This is a genomic window from Nonomuraea turkmeniaca (assembly GCF_005889735.1).
GTDB classification, from domain to species: domain Bacteria; phylum Actinomycetota; class Actinomycetes; order Streptosporangiales; family Streptosporangiaceae; genus Nonomuraea; species Nonomuraea turkmeniaca.
Genome location: NZ_VCKY01000375.1, coordinates 1 through 6780, shown reverse-complemented (window position 1 = coordinate 6780; position 6780 = coordinate 1). Strand labels below are relative to the sequence as shown.

Annotated in this window: 8 protein-coding genes and 1 pseudogene; 4 read left to right on the top strand and 5 right to left on the bottom strand. The window is 69.6% G+C overall.

Features of this window, described 5'->3' with window-relative positions; all coding sequences use genetic code 11:
- The 3 genes and pseudogenes from ETD86_RS51485 to ETD86_RS51475 form a co-directional block, all read left to right on the top strand.
- Positions 1 to 499: pseudogene (locus tag ETD86_RS51485) on the top strand (serine/threonine protein kinase); the annotation flags it as partial.
- A gap of 22 nt (positions 500 to 521) precedes the next feature.
- Positions 522 to 1664, top strand: coding sequence for a S8 family serine peptidase (locus ETD86_RS51480; protein WP_138673914.1), 1143 nt, complete (start codon positions 522 to 524; stop codon positions 1662 to 1664).
- Between the two features lie 108 nt (positions 1665 to 1772).
- The gene (locus tag ETD86_RS51475; protein WP_138673913.1) at positions 1773 to 3917 is read left to right on the top strand and encodes a serine/threonine protein kinase; all 2145 of its coding nucleotides are present in this window, start codon (positions 1773 to 1775) and stop codon (positions 3915 to 3917) included.
- 61 nt (positions 3918 to 3978) lie between these two features.
- On the opposite strand, the gene ETD86_RS51470 is transcribed toward ETD86_RS51475, so the two are convergent.
- Genes ETD86_RS51470 through ETD86_RS56385 form a run of 4 tightly spaced genes read right to left on the bottom strand, consistent with a single transcriptional unit; the run spans position 3979 to position 5686 of the window.
- Positions 3979 to 4275, bottom strand: coding sequence for a YbaB/EbfC family nucleoid-associated protein (locus tag ETD86_RS51470; RefSeq protein ID WP_138673912.1), 297 nt, complete (start codon positions 4273 to 4275; stop codon positions 3979 to 3981).
- Positions 4276 to 4278: 3 nt separating this feature from the next.
- Positions 4279 to 4668, bottom strand: coding sequence for a YbaB/EbfC family nucleoid-associated protein (locus tag ETD86_RS51465; protein ID WP_138673911.1), 390 nt, complete (start codon positions 4666 to 4668; stop codon positions 4279 to 4281).
- Complete coding sequence (locus tag ETD86_RS51460; protein WP_138673910.1) at positions 4668 to 5528, bottom strand: hypothetical protein; 861 nt, start codon at positions 5526 to 5528, stop codon at positions 4668 to 4670. Before ETD86_RS51460 ends, ETD86_RS51465 begins: the two co-directional genes overlap by 1 nt.
- Before the next feature lie 11 nt (positions 5529 to 5539).
- Positions 5540 to 5686, bottom strand: a complete 147-nt coding sequence (locus ETD86_RS56385) for a hypothetical protein (protein ID WP_170223755.1) — start codon at positions 5684 to 5686, stop codon at positions 5540 to 5542.
- A gap of 130 nt (positions 5687 to 5816) precedes the next feature.
- On the opposite strand from ETD86_RS56385, the gene ETD86_RS56380 reads away from it, so the two are divergent.
- Positions 5817 to 6290, top strand: coding sequence for a hypothetical protein (locus tag ETD86_RS56380; RefSeq protein WP_170223753.1), 474 nt, complete (start codon positions 5817 to 5819; stop codon positions 6288 to 6290).
- Positions 6291 to 6306: 16 nt separating this feature from the next.
- Here ETD86_RS56380 and ETD86_RS51450 read toward each other — a convergent pair.
- Positions 6307 to 6780: transglycosylase SLT domain-containing protein (locus ETD86_RS51450; RefSeq protein ID WP_170223754.1), on the bottom strand; the 474-nt coding region annotated here is incomplete at its 5' end.

Here is a 6780-nt window from a genome sequence, read left to right as displayed (position 1 = left end):
GCCGAAGCCCACCCCGACGAAGACGACCCCGACCCCGACGAAGACGGCTGCGAAGCCGACCCCGACCAGGACGGCTGCGAAGCCGACCCCGACCAGGACGGCTGCGAAGCCGACCCCGACCAGGACGGCTGCGAAGCCGACCCCGACCAGGACGACCCCGCCGCCCGTGAAGAAGAACCCCTACACCGCGACCCAGGTATGCGGTGGCGGTTTCGTCGTCCAGCGGTCGAGCTCGTTCACCGGCGGCACCACGTACCAGCTGTGGAACAACAGCACGAGCCAGAACTGCGTGGTCACCCTCAAATCGGGCCCGGACGTCGGCAAGTCCACACCGGTGAGCGCGACGCTGGAGGTGCAGGGCGGTGGCGGCAAGACCGACTCCGGGAACTTCGAGTACTACGCGGGCCCGGTCAAACTGCCCGCCAAGGGCAAGTGCGTCCGCTACGCCGGCAGCGCGGGCTCAGGGAGCACGAGTGCGGGGTGGGCCAACTGCGGCTAGGTACCGTCTACGCTATCCCGTCATGATTGGTCGCGCCCTTTTTGCGAGCCTGATCGCGCTGCACATCCTCGGGGCCCCCGCGGCGGCCGCGCCCGAGGAGTGCAACCCGAAGAAGGGCACGCTGAAGCTGCCCGCCAGCGAGCCGTGGGCGCAGAAGCGGCTCGACATCAAGAACGCCTGGCGGCTGAGCAAGGGCGCGGGCGTGACGGTCGCGGTCGTCGACAGCGGGGCCGATTACCACCCGCAGGTCCAGATCTCCAAGATCATCGACGAGACGCACACCGGCCACCGCGACTGCGTGGGCCACGGGACCGCCGTCTCGGGCATCATCGGCGCCCGCCACCTGGCTGGAGTCCCCTTCCACGGTGTCGCGCCCGACGCCCGAATCGTGATGGTCAAGCAGAGCAACAAGACCGAGGGCGACATCAACAAGCTGATCGGTGGCATCAACGACGCGGTCGCGGCCAAGGCCAAGGTGATCAACGTCTCCGTGCGCGCCTCCGACCACCCCGGGCTGAGAGCCGCCGTCCAGCGGGCGCTCGATCAGGACATCGTCGTGGTCGCGGCAGCCGGGAACGTCACCGGACCCGACGACCAGGACGTGCCCGCCTATCCCGCGGCGTACGAGGGTGTGCTGGCCGTGGGGGCGGCCACTCCCGACGGCCGCCGCGCCGACTCGTCCAACGCCACCACCCCGGTCGGCGTGCTCGGTCCCGGTACGGACATCACCGCTCCCTGGCCGGGCCGCGCCTACATGCGCGGCCTGCAGGGCACCAGCTTCGCCGCGCCGTACGTGGCGGGCACCGCCGCCCTCGTGCGGGCCCGCTTTCCCAAGCTCACCCAGGAGCAGGTACGCCGCCGCATCATCGCCACCGCCGACGGCACCGCCGGCGCGGGCACCGGAGCGGGCATGGTGAACCCGGTGCTCGCGGTCACGGCTGTGCTGCCCTACGAGGCCGCCAACGCGCCCGTGGTGGCCGAGCCACCGCCCGCCGCGCTGCCGGCCGATGCCATCGCCAAGGTCCCGCCCCGCGACGAGACCGCCATCGGTATCTCGATGGCGGTCGGAGCCGGCGCGATGATGACGATCGCGGTGGCGGGCGCGCTCGCGCTGCTCATTCCGCTGGGCCGGCGCCGAGGCTGGCGGGCGGGCCGGCCGTCCTGAGGGTTGCAGTTCGGTGAATTGTTGATTCGCTCGTCAAACTACTGATGCCAATGTGGCGTATTTGGTTAAATGTCCCCTTGAGATCATGGATTTACTGAAGGGACAGAGATGCACCCCCTGCGGCCGGGTGATCCCGAGAAGCTGGGCGCGTACGTCATCTCGGGACGACTGACGGATGGGCCACGTGGTACGGCCTATCTCGGCAAGGAGTCCGAGGACGCGCCCCTGAGAGTGGTCAAGTTATTGCCCGCCGCCCCGGAACAGGGCGGCGACGACATCGCTCGGCTCACCGGGGTGCAGCGCGTCTCCAGTTCGTACGTCGCCAGGACCTTGGACGCCGGCAAGCACGGCGACCGGCCCTACGTCGTGCGCGAGCACGTTGAGGGGCGGAGCCTCGCCGAGATCGTGGCCGAGGACGGCCCGCTCGACGCCGACGCGCTCGAGCGGGTGGCGGTGGGCGTGCTGACCGCGCTGACCGCGGTGCACTTGGCCGGCATCACGCACCGCGGGCTCACCCCGCACAACGTGATCATCGGTGCCGACGGCCCCCGGGTGACGGACGTCGACCTCGGCGACCCCGTGGGTGAGGCGGGGTACCGCGCTCCAGAGCAGCTCAAGGGGCTGGGGTACGGGCCGTACGCTGACATCTTCGCCTGGGCCGCGACGGTGGTGTTCGCCGCGACCGGGAAGCCGCCGTTCGGCCAGGACGCCGAGGCGGTGCTGAACGGGCAGCCCGAGGTGGGGAACCTGGGCGAGCCGCTGCGCCAAGTGGTGCTGTCCGCGCTCGCCAAGGACGTCACGCCGCGCCCGACCACGTACATCGCGTTGTTGCGGCTCCTCGGGGACAAGCGGGGCGGCGCCGGCGCCTTGGCGCAGAAGCAGCCGCACCAGCCGGGCGCGCCGATCGAGGGCGTGCCCGTGCAGGGTGTGCCCGTCCCTGGAGCGCCCCTTCAGGGCGTGCCCATCCAGGGCGTGGCCGTCCCAGGCGTGCCCGTGCAGGGGGCGCCCATGTCCGGGATGCCGCCGCAGGCCGGACCGCCCACGCTGCCGGAGCCGCAGACGTGGGGGCCGCCGCCCGTGCCGCAGGAACCCGTCCACGGCGGTCCCCCGCCGATGGAGGGCGTGCCCGTGCCGCCGCCGCCCGGCCCCATATGGGAGCCGCCGCAGTCGGAGCGGCAGGCGACCGTTCCCGGGGAGACGGTGCCCTCCCGCCCCCCTCGCAGGTTCCCTCTGGGGCTCGTCGCCGCGGTGAGCGCGCTGGTGCTGCTGTCCGTCATGGGACTGTGGGGGGCCAACCGGTACGCCTCGACGCAGCGCTTCGAGCCTGTGGCCGCGGCCGTGGGCACGCCGGCGGCGGAGGCCGAGCCCGGGAAGGAGTTCGCGCAGCAGGGCCAGCCGCAGCAGCCGGGGCAGGACCCGTCCGGGCAGGGCCAGCCCGAGGTGACCGTGCCGTGGGCGGACCCCTCGGAGGCCGACCCCGACGACGTGGGCCCGATGGTGCTGCCGACGGATTGGGCGTCGCAGACGCCCACGCCGCCTGAGCTCAGCACCGTACCGACACCCACGCCGCTCAACACCCAGCCGGTCACGCAGCCGACGGCGTCGGCCGCGCCCACGTCGGCCACGCCCGCGCCCACGGTCACGGTGACGCAGACCCCGACGCCGTCTTCGGTCCAGACTCCCGCGCCGACCGTCACGGTCACCGTGACGCCTCCGCCGACGGTGACGGTCACCGCGAAGCCGACGGTCACCACGAAGCCGACGGTCACCACGAAGCCGACGGTCACCGTGAAGCCGACGATCACCGTGAAGCCGACGATCACTGTGAAGCCGACGGCCTCGGCCACCAGGCCGACGGTTTCGGCGCCCTCGCCGACGAAGGTCACGACCGCGCCCAGGCCCACCACGAGCAGCCCACCGCCGGTGACACACAACCCGTACTCGCCGGCCCAGGTCTGCGGAGTGGGCTTCTCCATACAGCGCAGCAAGGCCCTCCCCGGCGGCGAGGTCTTCCAGCTCTACAACGCCCGCACCGGCGAGAACTGCGTGGTCACCATGAAGACCACGGACGTGGGCAAGCGGAGCAGAGTGAGCGCCACGCTCGAAGTTCAGGGTGGTCCCAGCGTCACGGCTGCCGGCGACTACGAGTTCTACGCCGGACCCGTCAAGCTGCCCGCCAATGGGAAGTGCGTGCGCTTCTCGGGCGGCGTCGGGTACGCCAACACCGGTTCGGACTGGGCCAACTGCGGCTGATCCGCACCGCGTAAACCCCCTCCGGGCGTTCCCGGAGGGGGTTTCGTTCACGGTCTCGCGGTCAGGGACGCAAGCCGTTCATCAGCCCGTCCTTGGCGGCCGCCGCGGCCTCCTCCGCCTTGACGACGGCGGCCGTGATCTCGTCGGCGAGGCGGCGGGCGTCGAGCCGCTTCCTGCTCAGCGGGTGGATCTCCAGCTCGACCAGGACGCCGAGCGCGTTCGTCGTGGCCACGATGCGGCCTTCGTCGGCGCGGCCGACGAACTGGCGCGCGCTCCACTCGGCCGCAGCCTCCTCGGCCCGCCTGGCGGACGCCACGATCTCCTCCAGGCGCGCCATCGCCTCTTCCATCTCGCGCATGGCTCATCCCTCCCGCAGCACGCGCGCGATGTGGGGCGCCAGCGGGTCGCCCGCGGCCTGCGCGGACGCGTCCGCGCCTGGCAGGTCGGCCATCAGCTCCGTCAACCGGTCGCCCATGGCGGTGTGGGCCGCGCCGATCGCCTCCTTGACGGCCTCGGCGAGCTGGACATTGTCGAGGCCGCGCAGGCCCCGCGAGTCGATGGCCAGCCCGAGCAGGCGGCCGGCGCCGGAGACCCGGGCGCGTACGACGCCGCCGGCGTCCGTGCCCTCCAGCCGCTCCTGGGCCAGGTCGTTCATCCTGCCGGCCAGCGTGCCGGTCCACTCGTTGATCTCGCGCAGCAGGCCGGCAAGATCGCCTTCCCTGCCTTCAGCGAAAGCTTCGATCTCTTTCATCAGTTTTCCCCCATCGGAACCCAGAGATTCTCCGTCAGGTCGGGGTCCGAGATGTTGGCCGAGAGGTTGAAATTAAGAATTCCCTTATTCGGGTCGCCGTCCTCATAGAACGTGGCTCTCATGTTGTTGAGCTTCCCCTTCACTTCGTAGAGAGCGCTGTCGTTGGCGACGAGAAGGTCGGCGAACTGCGTGATGAGGTTGGCGAGCAGGCCTACGTAGATGCCGCCCTGGGTGAGCAGCATGACCAATCCGACGGGATGCGACCTCATCGCCCATAGTTTTTGGAAGACCGGCCCAGAGGCGAGCACGATGGACAGGACCGAAAAGTCGTACTCGAGCACCTCCTTGGCCTGCTTGTTCATGGCGCTGCTCATCTCCCAGCCCACATCGCCGAGTGCCCCGAACAGGCCGTTGGTCTTGAACCTGATGTTCGTCTCGACGATGGAGGCGGCGTCGCCCGACCAGTTCGTCGCGATATTGTCGGTCCAGCTATTCCACACTTCGCTCCTGCTGGTCTCCACTGAGTCCTTCGTAGCCATCCAGGCGTCTCGCTTTTCGTAGAACAGCTCCGGGTCACCCAGGTTGGCAACGGCCGCCACATCCACGGCTACCACGCTGGCCATGAGCACGGTCCCTACGAACGACGATTCGATTTGCACCCGCCCCCGGCGTAGGGCGGCGATCAAACGCTGGAAGAAGCCGGAATTGGCGGGGGCGGCAGGGGCGGCAGGGGTCGGCGTGGTGCCGCTGGGCACAAGGAGGCCACTAGGCCGGGCCACGAAAGCCGGCTGAGTGCTCTGCGGGGCCGGACCCGAACCGGGCAGGATCAGGCTCGGCGGCAGGTTTGATGGGGTCGACATGCGGATCCTTCTCAGTTATTTCCGCTGGCGATTTCCGCGTCCCGGTAGTTCTGCGCAGCTCTGGTGATCTTGCCGCTGTTGGCTTCAAGGGCGTCACGCAGGATGCCCGCGGCTTCGCCCCAACTATCGGAGGCGTCGTTGTAACGGGCAACGAACATTTGGGCGATAAGGGGGACGCCGGTAAGTGGGGCGCTCCAGTTCTCGAGGCGGGGGACTTGGTCTCTGAGGAGACCTATGTTCGTGGCCGAGTTGATCAGGGCCTCGGCAAACAAATCAATGGAGCCGGCGTTGGACTCGTATCCCGGGAGGTCTGATGATCCGCCGGAGTCGCCGCTCTCCCTGGATGTGTCCGCAGGATCGCTAGGGCTGCTGCTCGTCGCGCTTGGGCGCAGCGACTCCGGCAGGCACACGGGCGGCGGACATGGCGGGGAGTGCGGGCACGGGCTGACCACCGACGGGCTGGACGTCGGAGTCCCCGACGGACTCGGCGTGGTGCTGTCGGACGGGCTCGGCGTGGGGGTGTCCGACGGGGACGGCGTGGGGGTGTCCGACGGGCTCGGTGTCGGGGTGTCCGACGGGGACGGTGACGTCGACGGAGTCGGCTCGGGTGACGGCGTCTCGCTGGACACGCTGGGATCGGGCGTCGGGGAGCTCGGCGGAGATGGGGTCGACACCCGATCTTTGTATCACCGGGGTAAGCCCCCAAAATGGGCATTTACCCAGGCAGGCAACAACATGCGAATACAATTCACATTTGCGTAACCTGGTATTCCCGAAATCAGTAGGGCCGGTAGCCGCCGCCGCTCTCCAGAGAGGAGATGCCCGGGTGGCCGGCGAGGTTGCCGTAGCGGCTGTAGGTGTACAGCACGCCGGCGATGATGTTGTCCACCGGCTCCCGGATCTGGCCGTAACCGGGCAGGGCGTGCGCGTTGAAGGTGGGCGGGATGGTCTGCATCAGCCCCTGGGACGGCACGCCGTTCTTGGCGTTGATGTCCCAGTTGTTGATGGCATTGGGGTTGCCGCCGGACTCGTGGTAGATGACCGTCCAGATGCGCTGGATGTCATTGGGGTCGTTCGGGTCCAGGTCGTTCACGTCCAGACCCCGCTGCCGCATGATCGCGGCCATCTCGGGCGACTTGATGATCGTGAGCGCCTGCTTGATCCAGTCGACGACCTGCGCCTTGGGCGCCGGGGCGTTGCCGTACGACGACGGCGCGCCGACGCCCCCGCCGCCTCCCCCCGCCCCGTAGTC

Excerpts from the sequence above, each read along its gene's own strand:
- ETD86_RS51480 (WP_138673914.1), top strand. The coding sequence starts at position 522 with ATGATTGGTCGCGCCCTTTTTGCGAGCCTGATCGCGCTGCACATCCTC.
- ETD86_RS51475 (WP_138673913.1), top strand. The coding sequence starts at position 1,773 with ATGCACCCCCTGCGGCCGGGTGATCCCGAGAAGCTGGGCGCGTACGTC.
- ETD86_RS51470 (WP_138673912.1), bottom strand. The coding sequence starts at position 4,275 with ATGCGCGAGATGGAAGAGGCGATGGCGCGCCTGGAGGAGATCGTGGCG.
- ETD86_RS51465 (WP_138673911.1), bottom strand. The coding sequence starts at position 4,668 with ATGAAAGAGATCGAAGCTTTCGCTGAAGGCAGGGAAGGCGATCTTGCC.
- ETD86_RS51460 (WP_138673910.1), bottom strand. The coding sequence starts at position 5,528 with ATGTCGACCCCATCAAACCTGCCGCCGAGCCTGATCCTGCCCGGTTCG.
- ETD86_RS56385 (WP_170223755.1), bottom strand. The coding sequence starts at position 5,686 with ATGTTCGTTGCCCGTTACAACGACGCCTCCGATAGTTGGGGCGAAGCC.